This is a genomic window from Escherichia sp. KTE159 (assembly GCF_000408805.1).
GTDB lineage: Bacteria > Pseudomonadota > Gammaproteobacteria > Enterobacterales > Enterobacteriaceae > Escherichia > Escherichia marmotae.
Genome location: NZ_KE137291.1, coordinates 88,498 through 111,885 on the forward strand (window position 1 = coordinate 88,498; position 23,388 = coordinate 111,885).

The window sequence follows — 23,388 nt, forward strand, 5'->3', positions numbered from 1 at the left end:
TTCATGCTTCCCCGTTTTGCCGATATTTTCCAGCAGGGAAACCGCTGGCTTAACTGGCTGGAGAAGCAGCCGGAAGATTCAGTGCGTCCGGTGGTGATTGAGTCAGTGACAAAAATCATGGCCTGCGGGACCACGCTGATGGGTTACACACAGTGGTGCTGTTCATCACCGGACTGTTGCCACACAAAAAAGGTCTGCTTCCGGTGTAAAAGCCGCTCCTGCCCGCACTGCGGAGTGAAGGCTGGCGCACAGTGGATACAGTATCTGCTGAGTCTGGTCCCCGATTGCCCGTGGCAGCATATTGTGTTCACACTTCCCTGCCAGTTCTGGTCCCTGGTGTTCCACAACCGGTGGTTACTGGCAGAGATGAGCCGTATTGCAGCGGATGTGATACTGGAAATCTGCCGCCAGGCGGATGTGGAACCGGGGGGATTCACGGTAATCCACACATGGGGCCGTGACCAGCAATGGCATCCACATATTCATCTGTCGACCACTGCCGGTGGTGTGACGTCAGGTCATACCTGGAAAAACCTTCATTTTTACGCCCGTAAGGTGATGAGCATGTGGCGTTACCGGATAACGCGGTTGCTGTCACGGAAATATCCGGACCTGGTGATACCGGATGCGCTGGCAGCAGAAGGAAGCAGTAAACGGGAGTGGAATCGCTTCCTGAACACGCATTACCGCCGTGGCTGGAATGTCAACGTATCCCAGGAGATGGATAACGCCACACATGTGGCGGTGTACTTCGGCTCTTACCTGAAAAAGCCACAGGTGCCGATGAGTCGTCTGGAGCATTATGCCGGTCAGGATGAAGTCGGTCTGCGTTATAACAGCCACCGCACACGGCGGGAAGAGTACCTTGTGATGAGCGGTGATGAGTTTATGGAAAGGTTCTCGTGGCATATGGCAGATAAGGGGTTCCGTATGGTGAGGTACTACGGGTTCCTGAGTCCGGTGAAGCGGCGCTTACTGGAAGAGGTGGTATACACCATAACGGAGACAGTGAGAAAAACAGCAAGGCAAATAACATGGAGGGGGATGTATCAGCGGTTACTGAAGGTTGACCCGCTGAAATGCGTGCTGTGCGGAAGTCAGATGCGTTTTACGGGGCTGAAGCGGGGATACCGTCTGGCAGAGCTGGTTATGATGCATGAGCCACTGGCCAGGATGCGGTGGTGCGGCTGAGAGCCGCATTGGGGAAGTTGCATCCATTGTCCGGGAAATCGAGCAAAAAACCATCACTGATACCCGGTATCAATCAATGCAGTCCATTTAATTGACGGCGGTGCACTCATGGCACGCAGGCAGTGTTGAATAAACATCCGTTTTTGGGTGTTTTTTTAATCTTTTTAGGGTTTAAATTCCTATCGATCAAGGTCTTTCAGTGACTGTTGCAATGGCGGTGAGGGAGAATCTTTAATCCATTGTGTTTCATGGGCATTTTTCCACTCAACCAGCCACGAGGTCATTTTCGTGTAGGCAATATATTTATTTCCGGCCTCATGATTCTCATTCTGACGTGCCAGAGCACGATTGAAAACGAAACGACACGCGCCCGCGAAGCACCTCATTTCACGTTCCTGTTGACCATCTGCTCTTAACCGGCATTTGAGTGCCTGTAGTCATTTCATCCCGCTATTTTAAACAAAAGAAAGTTAGGAGGAAAACCGCGCCTTATATCCCTGACCAGAAGGACGGGGCTTTACGGCGCACCGAGTAAACGATTTGGAGAGTCAGAAATGAATGTAAACCAGCAAAGTTATGCTGCAAAAAATCAAGTACTTCTCATTGATATTCAAGAAATTGTCTTCTTGATTCATCATCATCAAGGTACTCAAAAGAAAGAAGCCGAATTTTGGTAAGTTTATAAAACCACTCACAATCGTTTCGTTGAATAATTTCGCCAGGTTTGAAACATATGCCTAATGCTTCCCGGATAATTGCATATTTGCCATTACTAAAACCGACCCTGTGGATACAGAAAGGCTGACCGGCCTGCCCATGACAGCTGTTCGACAGGATATGTCCTTCAATAAAAACTGACTTTTTAGATTTCATTATCATACCCTCGACAACTGCAGTACAGGAGAAATGTTGTCATTTCCCGACATCACTTACGTTAAGTGGCAGAAGCTGATCAGCTGCCGATACACCAGCATTCTGAAGATCTGAACAACAGTCCGCAGGCAGGGCACATCTTTTCTTAATTTACCTGCTTTCTGATCAGCTCTGTGTGCGCATACTAGGCAGGCAACATGAACAGGTCTTTCTTTAAAGTGCCTGAGTCCTTTTGTGTAAGACATAATTAAAGCTCTCTGAGGAATACAATAATTATTATACGCTTTAATATAATAATAACTGGTTTAAGTTCTGTTAATTTATTACTGAACCAGAAGAAGAGATATTGAAAATTAAACGTCTGATTTATGATACACTACCCTTCCGTTAGAAATTTATGATGAAATCAGATGACACCCTCGACTGGTATCCGGCACAACTACCGCCAGTGAAAATTATTCTTGGCGAAGCCGTGCTGGCTGTGGGTAAACAGGGCCGACCGATTAATACCCGCACCTTGCTGGAATACCTTCAGGTCATGCAGGACAAACAAAAAAGGCGGGATGACAAAATCGCCATGCAGACTGCGATTGATGTTCTCAGGGATAATCAGCGCATTAACGGCAGACGTTAATGCACTTCCGGGATCAGTGTCAGTTCTGAATGATCTCAACCGTATGGTTTTGTCCATCATCCTTCAGCGGTATTCTGTCATCAGGGAGGAGAACACCATCCAGCGTCACGCAATATTCTGCATCGCCACGTGAAACACTAATCTGATAATGGCTGTCACCATATTGATATGCCATAGAAAAAGACGACCACTCATCCGGAAACCGGGCATGAACACTAAAGTCAGTGCCGGAACGTTTTATCCCCAGTAATTCCTCGGTAAGTAAACGCCAGGCCCAGCCTGCGGAACCGGTATACCAGCTCCACCCTGCACGTCCGGTATGGGGAGCGACGCTGTAGACATCAGCACTCATAACATAAGGCTCAGCTTTATAAATCCCGACCAGACCCGCATTCAGGGTATGATTTACAGGGTTGAGCATTGACCAGAGTTGCCAGGCTCGTTCGGCATTCCCCATTCGGGCAAAGGCCATCACTGCCCAGATGGCGCCATGCGTATACTGCCCTCCATTTTCCCGCACACCGGGCAGGTACCCCTGTATGTAGCCCGGATTTGGACCGTGTCCGTCAAAAGGAGGCGTTAACAGTTTGATCAGCCCTCCTTCGTTATCCACAAGGTGCTTATCCAGCGCCTGCATGGCCTTTGCGCACCGCCCCGGGCTCGCGGCGCCGGACAATACAGACCAGCTCTGCGCAATCGCATCAATCCGGCAGTCCTGTGAGGTTTTCGATCCCAGGGGAGTACCATCGTCAAAATACCCACGCCGGTACCATTCCCCATCCCAGGCGTGGGCTTCGAGATTACTTTGCAGGCGCAGAGCCTGTGAACGGCACATCGCGGCGACGCTTTCATCCAGCCTGCGATCCGCCAGCGCTGCAAACCGCTGCAAAATGTCGTACAGGAAGAAGCCCAGCCAGACGCTTTCACCTTTGCCTTCGATACCCACCCGGTTCATCCCGTCATTCCAGTCACCAGCCCCCATCAGCGGCAGGCCATGCTCCCCGAAGCGAAGTCCATAGTGAATAGCTTTGACGCAGTGTAACCAGAGTGTCTCTTCGGTGCCGCTGATGACCGGCGTGTCATAGACAGACTCTTCACCAGGCTGAAGCGGGCATCCCTCCAGATAAGGAATGCGTATTTCCAGTGCATCCATATCCCCCGTCGTTTCAACATAGTGGCAAACAGCAAGCGGAAGCCAAAGATAGTCATCGGAACAGCGGGTACGCACACCGTTGCCGTGTGGAGGGTGCCACCAGTGCTGCACATCCCCCTCGATAAACTGCCGTGATGCACAGAGTATTATCTGTTCACGCATCCGGTCCGGAGCAGCGTGGTTCAGTGCCAGCGTATCCTGCAGCTGATCGCGAAAACCAAATGCACCGCCAGACTGATAGTAACCACTCCGTGCCATAAGACGACAGGCTACCGTCTGATACAACAGCCAGCCGTTAACCAGTAAATTTACGGACGTGTCGGGGGTATTAACTACGATTTTATCGAGCACATTGTGCCAGTGATTATGAATCCGGTTCAGCTCCTGGCGGACCGTATCCTCATTCATGTAGCGGGCCAGCGTCTCCTGTGCACAAACATCATTCTCCTCTGCGCCGAGGATAAAAATAAACGTCCTCTGGTCCCCGTCAATTAATGTAACCGCCGATTGCACCGCTCCGCAGGGATCCAGAGCGGCCCCCGTCTTACCAGAAAGCTTTTGCAGTTTCATGGCCGACGGGGCGTGAAGGGAACCATTACGGCCAATAAACTCCCGGCGGTCCCCTGTCAGAGAACAGCCATTACCGCTGACGGCAAAAAATGCAGTTCGGCCGCCACCATTATCACCATAAAAGTTATTCGCAAGCACCCCGCAGCCGCCGGGCGTTCTGGCCACATGTGTCACAATGTGAGGGGCTGAGCGCGTTCGTGTTTCTCCGAGCGTCCACTCTACATAGCCTGTGACGGATAGTTGACGTGTCCGCCCCGAAGAGTTACTGAGCGTCAGGAGCACCAGTTTAACTGGCTCTTCTTCAGCAACCAGGACCGTCAACTCGCTGTCTATACCACTCTCACGATGGGCAAAAACGCTGTAGCCAAAACCATGGCGGGTCAGGTAATCACCGTGTCCGCGAACAGGTAAAGCCGTCGGCGACCAGCACTCCCCGCTCTCTTCATCGCGCAGGTAAAATGCCTCGCCGCTGCGATCGCTCACCGGATCGTTCTCCCACGGCGTCAACCGGTATTCATGGGCATTCTCATACCAGGTATAGGCCTGCCCTGCCTCTGAAATCACGCTGCCAAAACGGGAATTTGCCAGTATGTTCGACCAGGGAGCCGGTGTAAGCGCATTTTCCCGAAGGACGATCTGATACTCCCGCCCATCCTGAGAAAATCCACCGTATCCATTGAAATGGCATAGCTGACTGGTATCAGGGCTCCAGTCCGTATGTTGATTACGCTCGCGCACAGCACGCGGAATGAATGCCCTTGCCAGCGATTTCAGGGTATGAATACGCTGGTTAAGCTGCTCATTAATCCCCCCTGCGCGATCATCAAAATAAAGACAGGCCACGCTCATCAAAAGCAACTTATCCTCAGCGGAGAGATGCTCACCGTTGCGGACAAAAAGCCCACCCTTTTTATCCAGCAGACTGGCTTCAGACCCGGCATAAATTAACTCCATAATCTGATTTTGTAATCCCTGCTGGTAGCCGCCAGGACTGTTATTCAGGATAACCAAATCAACATCCAGCCCTTTCTGCCTCCAGTAACGGTGTGCCTGAATCAGTGTGGTCACTAAGGTGATACTTTCCTCGCTGGTTATACTCAGCAGCACTATCGGCAGATCCCCTGAAATTGCCCAGCCCCACAGTCCGGACTGGCCACGCCGGTTGCGGACGATCGCCTGGCCTTCGGCGCGCAGCTCCTGGACAGGGTAAAGCACAGCGCTGGCGAGACTATTGAACAACGTGGCATCATCTTCACTGGCGTTCATCTGGCGCAATACCACCAGACTGTGAGACCAAGCCAGTTCAAAGACGCGATCGGCGATAGGGTAATCGCGATATTTCTCCAGCAACGCCAGGCTCTGCTGACGGGTCTCGCTGATGCCATAAATGATATCAATCGTAACCGGCTGCCCCGGCTGCAGAATGATGGCGTTGCGAATTGCCTGTATCGGATCCAGCACCGAGCCCGACGTGTTGCCTAGCATCCCTCCCGCCTCTATTGCCTGTGCATTCGCAGGGTTTCTGCCACGTCCAATAAACCTTGCCCTGTCCGTTTCAAACGACACGTTATGTCGGTTATCGCCGTGCACCACCATCATGTGAAACAGGCAAGGGGCCGGTTCATCCGGTGAGCACGGGCGCCGGTGGCAAAGAATAGCGTCACGCTCAGGAGCCAGCTCAGTCTGAATAAACAAATTGCTGAATGCCGGGTGTGCCAGATCGCTGGCATCAGGTGCCAGTACCACTTCAGCATAGGTTGTCAGCTCCAGAGAGCGAGGCTTGCGACCACGATGGATCAGCGTGAGCCGTCGCAATTCAACATCATCCTCCGGAGAGATCACCACCTGAGTTTTGAGGCTGAGTCCCCCGAAGCTGCGTCTGAATTCTGCCCCCGCATCGATGAACAACACTTCCTCGTCTTGTCCGCTGGTGTAGCCTGTTGGTTGCCAGGTATTGCTCCACACATCACCCGTCTGGGTATCGCGGATGTAGCAGAATGCTCCCCAGTTATCACGGGTGGCATCACTGCGCCAGCGCGTCAGTGCGATATCATTCCAGCGACTGTAACCACCGCCGCCCGCGGTCAACATCAGATGATAATGGCCGTTGGACAGGAGTTGAATATCCGGGGCGGGGGTATCCACGCTATAGAAAATACGGGGTTCATAGCGAACGGGTTTGACCCTGCCCTCATGAGATTCAAAATGACGGCGCGGACTGTACAGATCGACCGCATCCGGCACGCGCTCCTGTAACAGCAGACTCGCTGACCGGAATACCGTGCTGGACATAAAGCGTTCAGTCATGGGAGCGTCAAGCAGTACATGAGCCAACGCCTGAAATGCCATACCCTGGTGATGCGCCATCCAAGACTGTACCACCGCATAGAGCTGACCGGTTGCAAGACGTGAGGGGGTATAGTCCAGCGCTTCATAAAAACCGTATTCTCCGCGTGCACCATTTTTTTGCATCCTGAACAGGTTCTCACAGGCTCTCTGTGGGGAAACCATCAGCGCCAGCAGCGTGGCGTAAGGAGCAACAACCATGTCATCGGCAAGTCCCCTGCGCAGACCGAGCCCCGGTACGCCAAATGCCTGATACTGATAATTATGCTGAACATCAAAAGCATGATAGCCAGACTCTGAAACACCCCATGGTACCCCGCGTTCTTTCCCCCAGTGAATCTGGCGCATAACCGCCGACTGACTCATTTCATCGAGCAGGCTGCCGGGCCAGGTGGGCATCACCAGATTTGGCATCAGATATTCAAACATGGATCCGCTCCATGACATCAGGGCAGTTTCATTATCAATCGTGGTAAACAATCGACCCAGCGCGTACCAGCTTTTAAGAGGCAACTGATTAGTCGCAATGGCAAGAAAACTGGTCAGGCGGATTTCAGACGGCAGGAGATCGTAGTGGCTCTTGTCAGGCGTATTCGTGTCACAGTTATAACCGACGCTGAGCAGACTGGTGGCTTCACTGTACAGAAAGGCGAAATCCATCCGGGCATGCTCATCCAAGCGCTGTTCCAGCTCGGTGATAATATTGAGTCGCATTCGGGCCTGCTCCGCCACTGACGCCGGAGGCGTTTCTGTATCGGTTAATGTCAGACGGGCAAGCTCGCTCAGCGTCGGCAGCGTCTGTTCATTCCAGGATACAGGTAACCAGCCAAGCAACAGAGACCACTCATGGCAAAGCTGAACCAGTTGATGCTCCAGATGTCCAGCCCAGCGCATCTGAAGAGAAGCTCCCTGATGACATGCGCTGGTCAGATGGTTGCACTGGGTGCGCATGCTTTTCAGTTCGCTGATAAACGCCTGCGGAGAGAGCGACACCGCATTCAGGCAATGCTTACGCAGCAGTCTCAGGCTGTCAGGTGGGTTCTTAGCCCACTGTTTTTCCAGAATATCCAGCGTATCGTTCAGTCCTGCCAGTATCTGTTGGCTGCTTAAAACAGGCTGATGACGCATGGCAGACAGGCCTGCACGCAGGGTCAACAAATGCCCGGCCATGTTGCCGCTGTCAACGCTGGAGATATAGCGTGGACTGAGGGGAACCAGCGTACGGGTGTCATACCAGTTGTAGAGATGGCCCCGGTAGTGCTCCAATTTATCCAGCGTGTCGAGTGTGAGCGACACGCGCCGGAGCACCTCTCCGCCAGGAAGGTAGCCAAAGTCCCATGCCGTCAGGTTAGCCATAAGTGAAAGGCCAATATTAGTAGGAGAAGTTCGGTGTGCCACCGTCGGTTGTGGTATTTCCTGATAATTATCAGGCGGAAGCCAGTTCTCTTTTGCTGTGGCAAATGTTTCAAAAAAAGCCCAGATTTCACGGCTTGTCTGGCGTAACAGCTGTTTTTGTTCCTGAGTTGGCGAAAAAACCTTACGCACGGGCTGGTGACTCAGCCAGCGCAGCAGCAGCGGGGCCACACACCATACCAAACCGATCGGTAACGCAATCCACAGCAGTTGGGGGGCAAATTGTCCGGTCAGTATTGTCAGCGACACGCCACTGGCAACGTTCAGCCACATCGCCTGATAAAAACATGCAACGGTGGATCTGGCCTGACTGCTGTCCTGGCTGTGGCTGACCCACTGGCTGAGGTGACGCCTGCTTATCCCCAGTCGCCATAGCGTCACGGCGATCGCTTTCAACGAATATCCGGCTTCGTGCGGCAGTATCGCAAAATTAAGGCTGATACCTGACAGACGCTTTATCGCGCCCGCCCCCACCAGTAACAGATGCGGTTTCACGCGGCGACGCAGAGGTTTATGCAGAAGGTCATGGCTAATGCAGAGGATGGTTGGCAACAGCCATATCAGCAACAGTATGCCCAGCCAGTAAAACGGATTGGGTACCCAAAGCAGAGTGAAGAACAGCAATACCAGTAAGGAGGGGGCGACCAGACTGCGACGTAGATTATCGAGTAATTTCCAGTAAGAAAGCGCGGTCAGCGGATTCCTGACCCGGGTTCCATCGGCTTTTCTTACGCGTGGTTTTAGCCAGTTAAGCAGTTGCCAGTCACCCCGGATCCAGCGTGAACGTCGTGCAACATCCGACAGATAATAATTAGGGTACTGTTCGTACAGTAACACCTCGCTCAGCAGACCCGAACGTGCATAGCATCCTTCAAGCAGATCGTGGCTGAGTACCAGATTTTCCGGGCAGATGTTGGTAGTGGCCTGCATAAAAATATCAACATCGTAAATCCCTTTACCCACAAACGAGCCTTCCCCAAAGAGATCCTGATAGATATCCGAAGACATCATCGAATAAGGGTTATTGCCCGGTACGCTGCTGCGCAGGGCTGCGTAACGCCCCTGACCGTTGCGTGGTATCTCCTCCGCAAGACCGGGCTGTAAAATACCGAATCCTTTGACAACCCTCTGGCGTACCGGATCATACTCAGGCGTATTCAGCGGATGCGCCATCGTCGCGACGAGTTTGTGTGCCGTATCGCGCGGTAGCACCGTATCGCTGTCCAGGGTAATGACGTATTTTATGTGGCCCGGTAAAAGATGGGCAGGCATGTCTGCAACGCTGACGAATTGCATTCCGGGATGTCGCAACCAGCTGTTCAATAACGCCAGTTTTCCCCGCTTGCGTTCATAGCCCATCCACGCTCCTTCCGAGGGGTTCCATTCAGGCTGACGATGTAACAGATAAAAACGTGGTCGGCCGGAGGGGTAGCGGCGATTAAGCGCCTGCGTATCGGCGATAGCCTTTCTGAGCAGCGCGTGACTTTCCGGCGAGGGTTCATTTTCAGAATCAGCGAAGTCTGTGAGCAGCGCGAACCTAAGATTTTCGTTTTCATTCCCCAACCAGCAAACTTCAAGACTGGTGAGGAGCTGGCTGAAACTTTCGTGGCTGGTCAGCATGCAGGGAATGACTAACATGGTGGCACTGTCAGCGGGAATACCGGCTGAAAAATCCATCCCCGGCAAGGGGCGAGGTACGCGAAAACGGGTGGTTGCATCACTGAGCAAATCGCTCATTAACTGAGTTAATGCGATAATCAGAGGTAATATCACCGCGATCAATAGCCAGTCTGCGCCCTGCATGGCGGTTTCGTGCAATATTGCTGCGGTCGCTGCGGTTGTCAGCAACGCCAGGCTGCCAAGCCATGACAGCAGGGTTATTCTGTTGAAACTGTGCCGCAAGCGTATGAGCCTTGAGGCGTCTGCCAGGAGATGAATATCCAGCGCCTGTCGACCTTCGCCCGCAAGATAATAACCAACATGATGTTCCGGTTTATCGGGCACTTTTTCCTCTGAAAGCGCAAGCACCCTCTCAGCAACCTCAAGCTCGCTGAGACCGTTGTCTCTGGCCAGAACCTCAACTACGTGCCGGTAATGATCCCGGGTATTGAAGTGCATCCGGGGATAGATGCCAGCAGGATCATTACGTAATGCCTGTTCGACAACGCTTATCGTTTCGGCGAAATCAGCCCAGTCCGTTTCACTCAATAAACGCAGGCCCGCGACGCTGTTACTGACGGACAGCTGGCTGGCGGCAAGCTGCTGATTGAAACTATGTATGAGAACGTCAGTGGTGATCCCCTGTTCCCGAAGGCACTGATCAACCCAGGTCAGAGGTAACGACAGCGCGTTGCCATGCCCCTGCAGGCGCCGCACCAGTTCTGCGACAAACGCACTGGTTAACGGAGGTCGGGAGCGCGCCATATCGGCAACCACCATGATTAAATCACCAGGCGCACTCTCTGCGCATTCGACAATCCTTGTTATCCACGTATCAGCAAGGTTTCTGTCCCGCTGCGCTTTTATCACTTCCATACTGATACGACGAAGATTTTCAATCAGCGCAAGGCGCAGCATTCCCGGCAACGCCCAGACTTCACCCAGCGTCAGCGGTGTCACCTTTTGATAGGCAGTGAGATAGCTGGTCAGGCTCGCGGCATCCCAGCGACCATCACCGTGAGCAACTGCCTCTGATGCGATATGATAAATTCGTGGACAATTCAGTGGCGATACCAGCGACGGGAGACCTTTTCCAAAGCTTTTCGGCAAGTGCTGGCGGACTGTGCGGATTTGTTCCTCAATCAGATAATAATTGTCCAGCAACCATTCACCCGCGGGCATGATACTGGTCTTTTTACCCGCGTTAAGCTCATAGCAGTTTTGGGTAATGACGGCCTCATTGTCGCCAAGCCGTTTCAGAAGATAATAAGGATGCTTATCCGGTGATACTTTATGAGTCCGCGCCAGCTTCTGGCCGTAGCGTTCCATCTGGACGGTCGAAAAGAGTTCAGACCGCGGAATGCTTTCGCTTGCGGGGTCATTCACCGAAAACGTTATGTATTCGGAAGCATTCATTGGGATACGGGAGCGGTTAAACCACGCTCTGGGGTTCATTTTCATAGCATTGCTCTGATGCAACGTTAGCGCGCAGGAGCAGTTGCAAAATCAGTTCAGAAACGTTCTCTCAGGATGGGCGTCAGGCATCAGGGATTTAGCAGTTGCCGGAATTTAACTTAAGTATAGAGTATGGGCTCTGAGTGCTGTTTTGGTTGGGACTAGCGTCGGGAGATAAACAGAGCCTTACATCCGGGGCAAGGCATGGTTTGGTTGAGCCGGATTTTGACAACAGTTGTACTGATTTTAAGCCACAAACAGAGCCGGTGGCGGTAGACGCACCACTGAAAAATTTCATTGCGTGATTGATTATAGACATAACCATTACCCCGGCAATGAAAGTGCTTCACATATCACATGCGGTTAAGTTTTAATCTGTTTATTTTGATGCATTAAAACTCAGGAAAGTGACCTGCCTCCAGTATCAGATACAATGGGAAGTACATGCCAGCCTGGTTCATCGATTCACCGCTGGCGCGCAGAAAGAAGGTGGCTGCAGGTCTGCTGATGCAATAGCTGTTCCGCTCCAGTTCCTGCTCAGCATAATCGGTGGCAGGGACAGAAAAACTGTCAGACAGCAATCGGTAAATAACTGTCGTATGTAACCGCCGTCGCCTGAAGTGTCTGCCAGGCAGTGATAAACGGCGCTTATGCAGCAGGCAGCCAACTGTCATCCTGCCAGATTTCCCCCTGCAGCGACAGTTTTCGCCTTCACATTTAGAATATATGCCACCCCCAAAAGATAAATTGTTGTCATAAATTAATATTTTTGTGGTAAGGCGATTCGAAATACATTATTTTCATTTATATAGTGATATGTGGCGCTTCCCCCATGCAATTCGGCAATCGCTTTGACTAAAGAAAGACCAAGTCCCTGACCTGCGGAATGACGCGAGTTATCTCCCCGCCAAAACCTGCGGAAGATTTTTTCCGACTCATTAATTTTCTTTCCTGGACTGGCGATATCAATATTAAGATATCCGTTGAAATCAAGAAAACTGGTTATATGAATGAGCGATTTTTCCGGTGAATATCGAATAGCGTTAACAATAAGATTCGATAACATTCGTTGTAGTAAAATTTTATCCGCAAAGATTTGCTGATTGCACTCGACCTTAAAACGAATCTCTTTCTCGTCTGAGAGATATTCAAGATAGTCTAACAAATTTCCAACTTCCTTATTGAGAGAAAGCAAATCCAGTTTCACCAAAACATTGTTTTTATCTGCTCTGGCAAGAAAAAGTATATTCTCTGTTAATCGCGAAATATTTTCCAGCTCTTCAATGTTTCCAGCGATTGTTTTTTGATATTCAGCGATACTTCTTGTTTGACTGAGCGTGACCTGATTCTGACCAAGTAATGCATTAATTGGCGTTCTAAGTTCATGAGCGAGATCGTCAGCAAATTGACTAAGGCGTTCAAAATCTTTTACTAAAGCATGATGCATTTTATTCAGCGCCTGTCCAAGAGGTTTTAGTTCACTCGGTAGTGCGCTAACCTCAACAGGTTCACGGGTATCGTTATAATTCAATGCTTCAGTTACACCACTTAACTTTTTGATCTCTCGTAATCCCGTTCTGATTAACAGCGGGCTAAGTACCGAGCACAATATAATGGCGACAATGCAAATTATAATGCTATTGATTTTATACTGTTCAAGCATGTTATGTCTTGCTGAAGCCAATTTAGCCACAGTAACCGTTAATACTGGCGAAATTTCATTAATATTAATTTGCAAAGCATCTATCTCTGTATCATTAATAATACTTCTGTAAATGCCAGGTGCGCTGATTGTCTCAGTCGCAGGTATGTTATTTAACATGTCATCACTGACATTTGTTCGGTTAACAATTTTATTGATGCCATCACCATGAATAATCAAGATATCCTGGCTAACATCCATCATCCGGTTAAAGTACACTGGTAAAGTGTCTGGATTTACTCCATCAATTAGCAACTGCTTGATCTGCGCTGTCCGGTTAATGAGCGTTGTATCATCGCGCCATTTCAACTCACTTGCCAAGCCATTATAGAGAGTCCATACAATTCCAGCGCCAGCTACAGACAGCAGTAATATAAAAAGCAAGGTTAAACGGATGGTTATAGATAATCTTTTCATTATTTTTTTACCACTACGAATGAATACCCCATCCCCCGGATTGTGGTGATTAGTTTTTCAGGAAAAGGATCATCAACTTTTGCGCGGAGCCTGCGAATGGCAACATCCACCGTATTGGTATCACTATCGAAATTGATTCCCCAAATTTCACTCGCAATAACCGTTCTGGGTATAATTTCGCCAGCTCTGGAGGCCAGTAGCCAAAGTAACTGAAACTCCTTGCGCGTCAGAGTAATACTGATATTGTTTCTACTTACACTTTGGTTGACAGAGTCCATCCTTAACCCGCTGATTTCTAATGTTGAATTCAGGGCGTGATGTTGCCTTAATTGTGCCCGAACCCTTGCCAGCAACTCAGAAAATGAAAAGGGTTTTACCAGATAATCATTTGCCCCACTGTCCAGCCCTCTGACTCTGTCATCGACAGAATCCCGTGCTGTAAGGCAAATAACGGGGGTTTGCTTTGCCGTTCGTAACGTTTGTAAGATCTTCCAGCCATCCATACCAGGAAGCATAATATCCAGAATGATCAATGCATAATCATCCTTCAGCGCAAAATAAAGCCCATCTCTGCCATCAGAAACGGCATCAATGACATAACCCGCTTCTGAAAGCCCTTGCGTTACCCATTCCTGGGTTCTTTGATTATCTTCAATAAGTAGAATCTTCATGAAAATAATATGCCATAAATCATATATTTTAGAAACAGCCTGGTTCATTACAAAATTGTAATTCTGCTGTAAGGTTACCCAGACGTTTTTTCGCTATCCTCAAAGCTCATTCACATGATAAGGATATAAAAATGTTAAAGCGTTATTTACTACTCTCGGTGGCAACGGCTACATTCTCATTACCGTCTTTGGTTTATGCCACACAACAAAACATTCTTAGCGTGCATATTTTGAACCAGCAAACAGGAAAACCTGCTGCCGATGTGACAGTCACTCTTGAAAAGAAAACGGATAATAATTGGTTACAAATTAATACCGCTAAAACAGATAAAGATGGACGAATTAAGGCGCTGTGGCCCGAACAAACTGCGACCACGGGCGATTATCGTGTCATATTTAAAACCGGGGACTATTTCAAGCAACAAAATCTTGAAAGTTTCTTTCCTGAGATCCCCGTTGAATTTCATATTAATAAACTGAATGAACATTATCATGTGCCTTTATTGCTCAGTCAATATGGATATTCAACATATCGTGGAAGTTAATTCATAAATATATAGATGCATATCTCTGCTTCTGTCAGGAAAGGCTTTTCCTGACAGGTTAGCTCTTGCTGATAAATAACAAAAAATCGTGATGAATTATGAAATTAAAAGAATCTGATATTACCGCCGAGTCGGCTTTTTTTATGCAACGTCGGCAAGTTCTGAAAGCATTAGGTATCAGCGCTGCAGCCCTCTCTTTACCAAACGCCGCCCATGCGGATGTGCTTAGCTGGTTTAAAGGGAACGATCGCCCATCCGCACCAACCGGAAAGCCATTAGAATTCAGCAAGCCTGCCGCCTGGCAAAATAACCTGCCACTGACGCCGGAAGATAAAGTTTCTGGCTATAACAACTTCTATGAGTTCGGACTGGATAAAGCCGATCCAGCGGCCAATGCCGGCAGTCTGAAAACTGATCCGTGGACGTTGAAAATCAGCGGTGAAGTCGCTAAACCGTTAACCCTCGATCATGATGCACTGACTCGTCGTTTCCCGCTGGAAGAACGGATTTATCGTATGCGTTGTGTAGAAGCATGGTCGATGGTGGTGCCGTGGATTGGTTTTCCGCTGCACAAATTGCTGGCACTGGCAGAACCGACCAGTAACGCGAAATACGTCGCCTTCGAAACCATTTATGCGCCGGAACAGATGCCAGGCCAGCAGGACCGGTTTATTGGCGGCGGCCTGAAATATCCTTATATAGAAGGATTACGTCTCGACGAAGCGATGCATCCGCTCACACTGATGACCGTTGGTGTTTATGGCAAGGCGTTACCGCCGCAAAATGGCGCACCGGTACGGCTGATTGTGCCGTGGAAATATGGCTTTAAAGGGATTAAATCGATAGTCAGTATTAAGCTGACCCGGGAGCGTCCGCCAACCACCTGGAATCTGGCTGCGCCCGATGAATACGGCTTTTATGCCAACGTCAATCCACATGTTGATCATCCCCGTTGGTCGCAGGCTACCGAACGGTTTATCGGTTCAGGTGGCATTCTTGATGTACAACGTCAGCCAACGCTGTTGTTTAACGGATACGCCGATCAAGTGGCGTCGCTTTATCGTGGACTGGATTTACGGGAGAATTTCTAAGTGCGACTGACAGCAAAACAAGTGACATGGCTGAAAGTTTGCCTGCATCTTGCCGGATTTTTGCCGTTTGTCTGGCTGATGTGGGCAATTAACCACGGTGGATTAAGTGCCGATCCGGTGAAAGATATTCAGCATTTTACCGGTCGGACTGCGCTGAAATTCTTGCTGGCGACCTTGTTGGTTACACCGCTGGCGCGCTACGCTAAACAACCATTATTGATTCGCACTCGCCGCCTGTTGGGTTTATGGTGTTTCGCCTGGGCAACGCTGCACTTAACCAGTTATGCCTTGCTGGAGCTGGGAGTGAATAATCTGACGTTATTGGGTCAGGAATTAATCACCCGACCTTATTTAACGCTCGGAATTATCAGTTGGCTGATTTTACTGGCTTTAACATTCACTTCCACGCAGGCGATGCAGCGAAGCTTAGGCAAACGCTGGCAACAATTGCATAACTTCGTCTATCTTATCGCGATCCTGGCCCCCATACATTATCTGTGGTCATTAAAGATTATCTCAATGCAATCAGTAAATTACGCTGTCCTAGTGTTGCTACTTTTAGGCTTGCGTCATAATAAATGGTTTTCTCTGTTCAAAAAGTTACAGAAGTTGTTTCACCACAAAATTACAACATAATCTGTGCGTCTCCTGCAGACACTTAGGTTACGTGAGCTGGCAGTAAATATTTAATGGTGTTGTCCAACTGGATAACCTAAACAATGTGCGTCAATGGCATGTAAGACGGTATGCTGTGATTTCATATGGCGCAGGAGAAAACCGCCGAAGCCCGACGTAAGTCTGTGCGGTCGTCCTTCCGTCCTGCAATGCCATGCGCCCAATCAGCGATGATAATGCTTCTTTGCGTAGTCGGAGTTGCCAGCGTCAGTGATATAAGACAATAATCACCATTGTTAGTATGAAGAAATAACCAAGTCTGTCTCCCATCCTAGGGGAGACTTGAGACATTTCCCATATACAGGCCAGAGTATTTATTCTCAGGATAATTGTTTCAGCATCGAAACCGCATCAGATTCCGGCATCGAAAACTGCACCCGGTGCCGTGCAGCCACATCGAGCGCAAACACCTTCGTGTAGACCTCCGTTGAGCTGATGGACTTATGCCCCATCAGGCTCTGCAGGACCTTCAGCGGTATACCGGCATACAGCATGTGCATCGCATAGGAATGGCGGAACGTATGTGGCGTGACCGGGACAGAGAACGTCACACCATCAGCGGCAGCGGCGGCAACCGCTTCCCCAATCCAGGTCCTGACCGTTCTGTCCGTCACTTCCCAGATCCGCGCTTTCTCTGTCCTTCCTGTGCGACGGTTACGCCGCTCCATGGGTATTTTCAGTGTTGCCACCATCGTCTGCAGCTGGCTGACGTACCAGGAGTCAGAGAGCGGAACCAGCCGGTGAGTCTGCTGACCGGCGGGCATTATTCCTGCCGTCCTGGCAGCTTTTTCGGTCCGTTGTTTCAGGGTCGCAAGCTGCACAAACGAATACGGAGGCGCAAGCGAAAAATCTCCCCGCGTCAGCGCCAGTGCTTCATTAATGCGTGCTCCGGTGTTCCACAGTGTGGCCAGCAGCATCTTGCGGCGCAGATCCGGGACGTAATGGAGCAGGGCACTCACTTCTGGAGCCAGCAGATATTTTGGCAGTTCATCATGTACCATCGACATCTGGCGGAGTGCCAGAGCTGCAGGATAATCAATGGCAACAGGCAGCGATGCAGGCTGTCCGGCAGAATACACTGCCGGTACCATGACTGCAGACTGGCTGTGTATAACGGAGCCTGACATTTATATTCCCCAGAACATCAGGTTAATGGCGTTTTTGATGTCACTTTCGCGGTGGCTGAGATCAGCCACTTCTTCCCCGATAACGGAGACCGGCACACTGGCCATATCGGTGGTCATCATGCGCCAGCTTTCATCCCCGACATGCACCACCGGATAAAGTTCACGGGAGACTTTATCTGACAGCAGACGTGCACTGGCCAGGGGGATCACCATCCGTCGCCCGGGCGTGTCAATAATATCACTCTGTACATCCACAAACAGACGATAACGGCTCTCTCTTTTATAGGTGTAAACTTTAAACTGCATTTCACCAGTCCCTGTTCTCATCGGCAAAAGAGCCGTTCATTTCAATAAACCTGGCGACCTCTGCCATCCCTTCCTGATTTTCAGCCTGCCAGCGTTCTGCGCGCAGTCGCCGGGCTTCGTTCTGCATAGTCGTACTGACCAGACCGGAGATATTCACGTCATACGCCTTGAGCAGCTGATAGCTGTCGCTGTCAACTGTCACTGTAATACGCTGCTTCATAGCACACCTCTTTTTGACATACTTCGGGTATGCATGTCAGTATATATTCTTATTCCGCAAAAATCAGCGCGTAAATACACATACTGTTATCTGGCTTTTAGTAAGCCTTATGTATTTTACCTTTCATTATGTTAACAAATAAAAATTAAAACCTGACTTATAAAAACAAAGCGTAATTACCGCATTCCCGTTTCATATAGATCCGACTTTATTTGAATAAACGACTTTCCGGAAGTGTACCACGCTGAGGAAATAATCATATCGCTGTTTTCCGCCCCTGCGCGACGCATCACAGGTCAGGGAGATGACACAACATATCGTGTCATCAGCAGCTGAATCCGGCACCACATGTTGTGCTTACAGGTGGTGGCGTTGTGTGGGGGAGAGGAAGATCCTGAACATAAAATCCCGGCTCCGGCACAGGAACCAGAGCAGATAAATACACCGTCTGACAGTCTGTGCTGTGAGCTGGTTCTGCCGGTCGGAACTCTCAGGCTGAAAGGTGAACTGACACCGGCGTTATTACAGACACTTATCCGCGAAATGAAAGGGAGCAGCCACTGATGATATCTCTCCCTGCCGGTTCGCGTATCTGGCTGGTTGCCGGTATCACCGACATGCGAAATGGCTTTAACGGCCTGGCCTCAAAAGTTCAGAACGTCCTGAAGGATGACCCGTTCTCCGGACACCTGTTTATCTTCCGCGGACGCCGGGGTGACCAGATAAAAGTGCTGTGGGCTGACAGTGACGGACTGTGCCTCTTCACCAAACGCCTGGAGCGGGGCCGCTTCGTCTGGCCGGTCACCCGCGATGGAAAGGTTCACCTTACTCCGGCTCAGTTGTCCATGCTTCTTGAGGGCATCAACTGGAAGCACCCGAAACGAACGGAACGCGCTGGAATCCGTATATAACCCGTTGTAAAGTGAGGATATGGACACCTCACTTGCTCATGAGAATGCCCGCCTGCGGGCACTGTTGCAGACGCAACAGGACACCATCCGCCAGATGGCCGAATACAACTGCCTGCTCTCACAGCGGGTGGCGGCTTATGCTTCTGAAATCAACCGGCTGAAGGCGCTGGTTGCAAAACTGCAGCGCATGCAGTTCGGTAAAAGCTCAGAAAAACTTCGCGCAAAAACCGAACGACAGATACAGGAAGCACAGGAGCGAATCAGCGCACTTCAGGAAGAAATGGCGGAAACGCTGGGTGAGCAGTATGATCCGGTACTGCCATCCGCCCTGCGCCAGTCTTCAGCCCGTAAACCGTTACCGACCTCACTTCCCCGTGAACCCCGGGTTATCCGGCCGGAAGAGGAATGCTGTCCTGCCTGTGGTGGCGAACTCAGTTCTCTGGGATGTGATGTGTCAGAGCAACTGGAGCTTATCAGCAGCGCCTTTAAGGTTATCGAAACACAACGTCCGAAACTGGCCTGTTGTCGGTGCGACCATATCGTGCAGGCTCCGGTGCCTTCAAAACCCATTGCACGCAGTTATGCCGGAGCGGGGCTTCTGGCCCATGTTGTCGCTGGAAAATATGCAGACCATCTGCCGTTATACCGCCAGTCAGAAATATATCGTCGTCAGGGAGTGGAGCTGAGCCGTGCCACACTGGGGCGCTGGACAGGTGCTGTTGCTGAACTGCTGGAGCCGTTGTATGACGTCCTGCGCCAGTATGTGCTGATGCCCGGTAAAGTCCATGCCGATGATATCCCCGTTCCGGTCCAGGAGCCGGGCAGTGGTAAAACAAGGACTGCCCGGCTGTGGGCCTACGTCCGTGATGACCGTAATGCCGGTTCACAGATGCCCCCGGCGGTCTGGTTCGCGTACTCACCGGACCGGAAAGGTATCCATCCACAAAATCATCTGGCCGGTTACAGCGGTGTGCTTCAGGCCGATGCTTACGGTGGTTACCGGGTGTTATACGAATCCGGCAGAATAACGGAAGCCGCGTGTATGGCTCATGCCCGGAGAAAAATCCACGATGTGCATGCAAGAGTGCCAACCGACATCACCACGGAAGCCCTGCAGCGTATCGGTGAACTGTATGTCATCGAGGCAGAAGTCCGGGGATGTTCAGCAGAACAGCGTCTGGCGACAAGAAAAGCCAGAGCTGCGCCACTGATGCAGTCACTGTATGACTGGATACAGACTCAGATGAAAACACTGTCGCGTCACTCGGATACGGCAAAAGCGTTCGCATACCTGCTGAAACAGTGGGAGGCCCTGAACGTGTACTGCAGTAATGGCTGGGTGGAAATCGACAACAACATTGCAGAGAATGCCTTACGGGGAGTGGCCGTAGGCCGGAAAAACTGGCTCTTCGCGGGTTCCGACAGCGGTGGCGAACATGCGGCGGTGTTGTACTCGCTGATCGGCACATGCCATCTGAACAATGTAGAGCCAGAAAAATGGCTGCGTTACGTTATTGAGCATATCCAGGACTGGCCGGCAAACCGGGTACGCGATCTGTTGCCCTGGAAAGTTGATCTGACCTCTCAGTAAATATCAATACGGTTCTGGCGAGCCGCTTACGTCGTTTTCGTGTGTGTTGTTTTTCAGCAGGGCGCGGGCCTGATTAACCACCGCCTGACGGCGGGTAACACATCCGAGACGGCAAGGCCGTTATCACGGGCGGCCCATTCACGCTTCACAATGCCTGTTCATCGGTCTGAATCAGGGACGCCAGCAGTTCAGCAGGGACGGTCACCTGGCGGTTTTCTCTCACGTTATTGATGATCTCCATCGCCGCGCCGGAAGAAATACCGGACTCAATCCGCTGGTCTTCCGGGATCTTCTCCAGGCGCGCCAGGACAGTCCTGATTTCAGGATCGGACAGGGAAATATCCATTCCGTCAGCGAGGGTCTGAATCTCTTCCGGGGACCAGACAACCAGCATCAGCGGCGTGTCTCCCGGATACTGCGCTGCCAGCTCCCGGCAGAGTGTTTCGCATGTTCCGTACATACTCGTCTCCTTCTCAATCTTTGAAGCAGGAATCCAGTTCCAGAATGTCGGTATATGCCTCCATCAGGAGGCGGTTTGTGCGAAACAACGTCTGGCGCACCAGACGTTCCGGCAGGGTGTCAGCATTAAAGCTGTACCGCCGCTCCATCTCATTCATGGATGTACGCAGGTCGCACATGGCATTGGCCACCTCCGCCACTTCGGCGCGAAGTTTTTCATGTCCGGCATAGTTCATTTACGCAGCCTCCGGCATAAACCAGTCATCATTTGCGGCCCCCTGCTGCATGGCCCGCTGCACGGCGGCAAGGCGTTGCTGTCCGGCACGGTGATACTGCTCAAGCAGTTCGATACCGATATACCGGCGTCCGGACTGGAGGGCGGCGACGCAGGTTGAGCCGCTGCCTGCAAACGGGTCCAGCACAATCGCGTTCGGGTGTGTGAAGCTCTCAATCAGCGGTTGCAGGCTGGTAACGGGCTTTTCCGTCGGGTGATGGCGGTTGCCTGAATATTTCCAGCCCAGCACGTCGGGCAATGGCTTCTGAGGCAGCGCCGGACGTCCTTTTGCCAGGATGTAAGCGCATTCGTGACGGTACGCGACATACGCAGATTTGGATGTGTAGTTTTTGGTGAAGACCAGGTGGCCAACCACGCTGAATCCCGAATTTTTCCAGGCGGACACAAAGCGATCGACGCGGTTCCAGCCATAGAAGCTCACCATCAGCGCATCTTTTTTGAGTACGCGATACATTTCATTACAGGCCGGTTGCAGCCATTTATCGGTTTTATCGCCAGCGATGGTGCGTCCGGAACGGTCACGGAAATCGACGAGATACGGCGGGTCAGTGAGGATGAAATCAATGGCGTTATCAGGGATACGCGCCATAACATCGATGCAGTTGCCGAGGATAAAACGGGACATAACAGCACACCTTCTCTTACAGAGGGCACAGGGAGGTCCCCCCTGTGGTGCCCGTTCCCCGCTGCCTGTGGGCTGTTCACCGCGTCCGGTAACAGGTCAGGCCGACCGTGGAATACCGCAGCCGTCGTCTTTTTGACGGCGAGAATATGCCGCGAAAGCGGCTTGAAGGGCGTTCATCAGAAAAGGGCGACAGGCTGGCGTACTCTGTCACCGACACCAGACGGGAGCGGTAAAAGCGCCCGTCTCGTGCCCGCCGGACGCGGGACACTGACCACAGGCAGCTTTCCTGCCGCGCCGCGTCAGCCGGCGCAGTAAAAAGAGGAGCCCGGCGACATCCTTTACAGGAAAAGAAACGGGTGGTTGCCCGCCCGTCTCCGTCATACTTCATCCGCCATAATGCGCCACATTGTCGACTATCCACGCAGGTCCGGTGACTTCCGACAGCTCATCGTCATCTGTCGGGGAAGACCATTCAAGTTTCCCCCACAGCACATCAACGAGCTCTCCGCGCTAATACAACTGCCAGCCACAGAAATCACAGCCCTGTTCTGCATACCAGTGATATGCAGAGGGGACATCTTTCAGAACACCACCGTTAAAGCCGTTCACTTCAACATCCAGGCGGGTGGGCAAAACCGTCAACAAGTAAAACGGCATAGTTTTTCCGCCAGTACGTTGTCACATAGACGGTTCCACCACACCGATACATTCTCGTTAGTCCAGAAGCCACACCAGTCACCTCTTTTTGCGGTGAAATGCACGGTGATGGTTTCCCTGGCATCATCCGGTAATCCTTCCCAGCGACACTGTCCAGTACCACTCTGCAGCCAGAGTTCATGCAGCATTAGGCAGTTTTGCTCATCCAGTAGCACACCGTTCTGCAGGTGCATCAGCCAGCGGGTGAACGCGATATTCTCCGGCGATACAACGCCACGTCCGGCAGCCTTCACTCCGTGGCACTGTTCAGAGCGGATATCTTCAGTGGTCAGCAGAAGTCCGGCACTTCCGACCACAAACAGCTGAATACCTTCATCTGTGGCGCGGCGATAAAACGGTGTGACTGCACCACTGGCCTGTCGTTTAATCTCAGCAATCTTTGCCAGTTCGGCAGAAAAATACATTCGGTGGCGCACCAGTTTTGCATGGGAATTCTCCTCTTACATTCGGCCTGGGTAACCAGGTATTTTGTCCACAGAACCGTGCGAAAAATGCTGTGGATAAGCTGGACACAGTGGCCATACAGCCGCACGCCGAGACTACTCCGTTCTACGGGTTGAAACGATATGTCAATAGTTGTTCTTGACAGGCATTAATGGAATTGTAGTCTCACGCTGATAACCTGCCCGACAATACAAGTGGGACCATGGTCCCAGACTGATTATCCGACCAACAATACGGGTGGGACCGTGGTCCCAGACTGATTATCCGACCGACGATACGAGTGGGACCGTGGTCCCAG

The 23,388-nt window shown here is 51.1% G+C and carries 17 protein-coding genes and 5 pseudogenes; 8 read left to right on the top strand and 14 right to left on the bottom strand.

The features are described 5' to 3' along the window. The first annotated feature begins 3 nt into the window (after window positions 1–3). Window positions 4–1,191, top strand: a complete 1,188-nt coding sequence (locus A31E_RS21425) for an IS91 family transposase (RefSeq protein ID WP_016248302.1) — start codon at window positions 4–6, stop codon at window positions 1,189–1,191. A 182-nt stretch (window positions 1,192–1,373) separates the two neighbouring features. Here A31E_RS21425 and A31E_RS21420 read toward each other — a convergent pair. After that, window positions 1,374–1,628, bottom strand: a pseudogene (locus A31E_RS21420) (helix-turn-helix domain-containing protein); the annotation flags it as partial. A 163-nt stretch (window positions 1,629–1,791) separates the two neighbouring features. Then, window positions 1,792–2,064: a hypothetical protein gene (locus A31E_RS26025; RefSeq protein WP_016233085.1), complete on the bottom strand. Its 273-nt coding sequence runs from the start codon at window positions 2,062–2,064 to the stop codon at window positions 1,792–1,794. A gap of 400 nt (window positions 2,065–2,464) precedes the next feature. Between A31E_RS26025 and A31E_RS21410 the strand changes: the two genes are divergently transcribed. Beyond that, the gene (locus tag A31E_RS21410; protein ID WP_024193537.1) at window positions 2,465–2,698 is read left to right on the top strand and encodes a hypothetical protein; all 234 of its coding nucleotides are present in this window, start codon (window positions 2,465–2,467) and stop codon (window positions 2,696–2,698) included. A gap of 19 nt (window positions 2,699–2,717) precedes the next feature. Here A31E_RS21410 and A31E_RS21405 read toward each other — a convergent pair whose 3' ends face one another. The 4 genes and pseudogenes from A31E_RS21405 to hprR all read right to left on the bottom strand — a co-directional run bounded on the left by A31E_RS21405 (window position 2,718) and on the right by hprR (window position 14,084). After that, the gene (locus A31E_RS21405; RefSeq protein ID WP_016248303.1) at window positions 2,718–11,300 is read right to left on the bottom strand and encodes a glycoside hydrolase family 94 protein; all 8,583 of its coding nucleotides are present in this window, start codon (window positions 11,298–11,300) and stop codon (window positions 2,718–2,720) included. A 392-nt stretch (window positions 11,301–11,692) separates the two neighbouring features. Continuing rightward, window positions 11,693–11,946: pseudogene (locus tag A31E_RS26310) on the bottom strand (peptidase); the annotation flags it as partial. A gap of 108 nt (window positions 11,947–12,054) precedes the next feature. Then, window positions 12,055–13,413: a two-component system sensor histidine kinase HprS gene (gene hprS / locus A31E_RS21400; RefSeq protein ID WP_016233088.1), complete on the bottom strand. Its 1,359-nt coding sequence runs from the start codon at window positions 13,411–13,413 to the stop codon at window positions 12,055–12,057. After that, complete coding sequence (gene hprR, locus A31E_RS21395; protein ID WP_024188661.1) at window positions 13,413–14,084, bottom strand: response regulator transcription factor HprR; 672 nt, start codon at window positions 14,082–14,084, stop codon at window positions 13,413–13,415. The genes hprS and hprR overlap by 1 nt, the downstream gene beginning before the upstream one ends. 131 nt (window positions 14,085–14,215) lie before the next feature. On the opposite strand from hprR, the gene hiuH reads away from it, so the two are divergent. The 3 genes from hiuH (at window position 14,216) to msrQ (ending at window position 16,356) form a co-directional block, all read left to right on the top strand. Further along, a complete protein-coding gene (gene hiuH, locus A31E_RS21390; protein ID WP_016233090.1) occupies window positions 14,216–14,629 on the top strand; it encodes a hydroxyisourate hydrolase in 414 nt (137 codons plus the stop codon). A gap of 98 nt (window positions 14,630–14,727) precedes the next feature. Then, window positions 14,728–15,720, top strand: a complete 993-nt coding sequence (msrP, locus tag A31E_RS21385) for a protein-methionine-sulfoxide reductase catalytic subunit MsrP (protein ID WP_016233091.1) — start codon at window positions 14,728–14,730, stop codon at window positions 15,718–15,720. Further along, window positions 15,721–16,356, top strand: coding sequence for a protein-methionine-sulfoxide reductase heme-binding subunit MsrQ (gene msrQ, locus A31E_RS21380; protein WP_016233092.1), 636 nt, complete (start codon window positions 15,721–15,723; stop codon window positions 16,354–16,356). It abuts the gene before it with no gap. A 359-nt stretch (window positions 16,357–16,715) separates the two neighbouring features. On the opposite strand, the gene A31E_RS21375 is transcribed toward msrQ, so the two are convergent. From A31E_RS21375 to ccdA, 3 genes are read right to left on the bottom strand one after another with little or no spacing between them, the layout of a single operon-like run. Continuing rightward, entirely contained in the window at window positions 16,716–17,522 is an 807-nt protein-coding gene (locus A31E_RS21375) for a site-specific integrase (protein WP_016233093.1), read from the bottom strand. Continuing rightward, window positions 17,523–17,828 carry a type II toxin-antitoxin system toxin CcdB gene (ccdB, locus tag A31E_RS21370; RefSeq protein WP_016248304.1) on the bottom strand — a complete coding sequence of 102 codons (306 nt, stop codon included), beginning with the start codon at window positions 17,826–17,828 and terminating at the stop codon, window positions 17,523–17,525. A gap of 1 nt (window position 17,829) precedes the next feature. After that, on the bottom strand, window positions 17,830–18,048 hold the full coding sequence (gene ccdA / locus A31E_RS21365) for a type II toxin-antitoxin system antitoxin CcdA (RefSeq protein ID WP_000813639.1): 219 nt from the start codon (window positions 18,046–18,048) through the stop codon (window positions 17,830–17,832). Between the two features lie 390 nt (window positions 18,049–18,438). Between ccdA and A31E_RS21360 the strand changes: the two are divergent. From A31E_RS21360 to tnpC, 3 genes and pseudogenes are all read left to right on the top strand, one after another. Next, window positions 18,439–18,612, top strand: a pseudogene (locus tag A31E_RS21360) (IS66 family insertion sequence element accessory protein TnpB); the annotation flags it as partial. Beyond that, on the top strand, window positions 18,612–18,959 hold the full coding sequence (gene tnpB / locus A31E_RS21355) for an IS66 family insertion sequence element accessory protein TnpB (RefSeq protein ID WP_000624622.1): 348 nt from the start codon (window positions 18,612–18,614) through the stop codon (window positions 18,957–18,959). The pseudogene A31E_RS21360 and the gene tnpB, both read left to right, overlap by 1 nt. Before the next feature lie 19 nt (window positions 18,960–18,978). Then, window positions 18,979–20,550, top strand: a complete 1,572-nt coding sequence (gene tnpC, locus A31E_RS21350) for an IS66 family transposase (RefSeq protein WP_016248305.1) — start codon at window positions 18,979–18,981, stop codon at window positions 20,548–20,550. A 3-nt stretch (window positions 20,551–20,553) separates the two neighbouring features. Here the strand turns inward: tnpC and A31E_RS21345 are convergent. From A31E_RS21345 to A31E_RS0121990, 5 genes and pseudogenes are all read right to left on the bottom strand, one after another. Next, window positions 20,554–21,010 (bottom strand): annotated as a pseudogene (locus A31E_RS21345) (DUF1380 family protein). Between the two features lie 13 nt (window positions 21,011–21,023). Further along, on the bottom strand, window positions 21,024–21,245 hold the full coding sequence (locus A31E_RS21340) for a hypothetical protein (protein WP_016233098.1): 222 nt from the start codon (window positions 21,243–21,245) through the stop codon (window positions 21,024–21,026). After that, on the bottom strand, window positions 21,246–21,929 hold the full coding sequence (locus A31E_RS21335; RefSeq protein WP_016233099.1) for a DNA methylase: 684 nt from the start codon (window positions 21,927–21,929) through the stop codon (window positions 21,246–21,248). Between the two features lie 76 nt (window positions 21,930–22,005). Beyond that, window positions 22,006–22,317 carry a hypothetical protein gene (locus tag A31E_RS25115; RefSeq protein ID WP_032157807.1) on the bottom strand — a complete coding sequence of 104 codons (312 nt, stop codon included), beginning with the start codon at window positions 22,315–22,317 and terminating at the stop codon, window positions 22,006–22,008. After that, window positions 22,314–23,050: pseudogene (locus tag A31E_RS0121990) on the bottom strand (DUF1281 domain-containing protein). Before A31E_RS0121990 ends, A31E_RS25115 begins: the two are co-directional and overlap by 4 nt. Window positions 23,051–23,388: the final 338 nt, after the last annotated feature.

Bases quoted from the DNA above. Each gene is read 5' to 3' on its own strand.
- ccdB (WP_016248304.1), bottom strand. From the start codon at position 17,828: ATGCAGTTTAAAGTTTACACCTATAAAAGAGAGAGCCGTTATCGTCTG.
- A31E_RS21405 (WP_016248303.1), bottom strand. From the start codon at position 11,300: ATGAAAATGAACCCCAGAGCGTGGTTTAACCGCTCCCGTATCCCAATG.
- ccdA (WP_000813639.1), bottom strand. From the start codon at position 18,048: ATGAAGCAGCGTATTACAGTGACAGTTGACAGCGACAGCTATCAGCTG.
- tnpC (WP_016248305.1), top strand. From the start codon at position 18,979: ATGGACACCTCACTTGCTCATGAGAATGCCCGCCTGCGGGCACTGTTG.
- A31E_RS26025 (WP_016233085.1), bottom strand. From the start codon at position 2,064: ATGAAATCTAAAAAGTCAGTTTTTATTGAAGGACATATCCTGTCGAAC.
- A31E_RS21410 (WP_024193537.1), top strand. From the start codon at position 2,465: ATGAAATCAGATGACACCCTCGACTGGTATCCGGCACAACTACCGCCA.
- msrP (WP_016233091.1), top strand. From the start codon at position 14,728: ATGAAATTAAAAGAATCTGATATTACCGCCGAGTCGGCTTTTTTTATG.
- A31E_RS21335 (WP_016233099.1), bottom strand. From the start codon at position 21,929: ATGTCCCGTTTTATCCTCGGCAACTGCATCGATGTTATGGCGCGTATC.
- hprS (WP_016233088.1), bottom strand. From the start codon at position 13,413: ATGAAAAGATTATCTATAACCATCCGTTTAACCTTGCTTTTTATATTA.
- hprR (WP_024188661.1), bottom strand. From the start codon at position 14,084: ATGAAGATTCTACTTATTGAAGATAATCAAAGAACCCAGGAATGGGTA.
- A31E_RS25115 (WP_032157807.1), bottom strand. From the start codon at position 22,317: ATGAAGTATGACGGAGACGGGCGGGCAACCACCCGTTTCTTTTCCTGT.
- hiuH (WP_016233090.1), top strand. From the start codon at position 14,216: ATGTTAAAGCGTTATTTACTACTCTCGGTGGCAACGGCTACATTCTCA.
- A31E_RS21340 (WP_016233098.1), bottom strand. From the start codon at position 21,245: ATGAACTATGCCGGACATGAAAAACTTCGCGCCGAAGTGGCGGAGGTG.
- A31E_RS21375 (WP_016233093.1), bottom strand. From the start codon at position 17,522: ATGTCAGGCTCCGTTATACACAGCCAGTCTGCAGTCATGGTACCGGCA.
- tnpB (WP_000624622.1), top strand. From the start codon at position 18,612: ATGATATCTCTCCCTGCCGGTTCGCGTATCTGGCTGGTTGCCGGTATC.
- A31E_RS21425 (WP_016248302.1), top strand. From the start codon at position 4: ATGCTTCCCCGTTTTGCCGATATTTTCCAGCAGGGAAACCGCTGGCTT.